Annotated in this window: 1 protein-coding gene; it reads right to left on the reverse strand. The window is 75.5% G+C overall.

Annotated features, from left to right (window positions below):
- The coding region (locus G3I65_RS07530) for a type 2 lanthipeptide synthetase LanM (protein ID WP_309235316.1) at positions 1–771 on the reverse strand (771 nt) is incomplete at its 3' end.
- Positions 772–836 lie beyond the last annotated feature (65 nt).

Consider the following 836-nt stretch of genomic DNA (forward strand, 5'->3'; position numbering starts at 1 on the left):
GCCGCCGAGGGTGGGCCGGTTGACGCCGGTGCCGACGCCGCCGGGGACCCGGACCAGCCGCATCCGGTCGGTGCCGGCGTCGAGCCAGTCGACCCGCTCCAGCGCCGGTGCGGCGGCGCGGCCGCCGCCGAGCCCGGAGATGTCCACCGCGCCGTGCTCGCCGACGATCATCTGCGGCAGCAGCATGGTCCGGTGCACCGAGCGGGCGAGCAGCTCCGCGGCCGGGTCGGTTTCGGTGCTCTCGGCCGGCAGCACCGGCTGGAACAGCGTTTCGATGTCGATCAGCACCGGCTGGTCGCCGGCCGCGATGATGTTCTCGAAGTGCACGTCGGTGCCGTCGAGGGCGTGCAGCAGGGCGAGCAGCACGCCTTGGCGGCGGTAGAAGCGGTCGACCTGGGTGAGGTCCGCGCACGGCCGGTGCTCGACGAACCGCAGCCAGCCGTAGCCGGGCCGGGTCAGCACGTCGACCGTTTCCAGCTCCAGGCCGGGGACGCGCGGGTTGAGCCAGCCCACCAGCGCGGTGAACGCCGTGTGCAGGTCGAGCGGACGCGGCTTGTAGACGACCCGCGCGCCGCCGGCGAACCGCAGTTCGCGGACCGCGCGGCCGCGCTGGTGCGCGTCGCCGGTGCCGCCGCTGACCTCGACCAGCGGGCCGGGGTCGGTGCCGACGAACGCGGCGAGGGCGACGCGGTCGGCGTCGAACCGGGCCAGCAGCTCGGTGGCGGCGGCGATCGCGTACAAGGACGCCTGCGCCGCGAGCCGGGCGAGCACCGGGTAGCGTGCAGCAGGTCGGTCAGGCCGGCGGGGGTGCCGGTCCGGCGGACGAAGTCGGCGAA

It is taken from the genome of Amycolatopsis sp. SID8362, assembly GCF_010550475.1.
In the GTDB taxonomy this organism is placed as follows: domain Bacteria; phylum Actinomycetota; class Actinomycetes; order Mycobacteriales; family Pseudonocardiaceae; genus Amycolatopsis; species Amycolatopsis eburnea.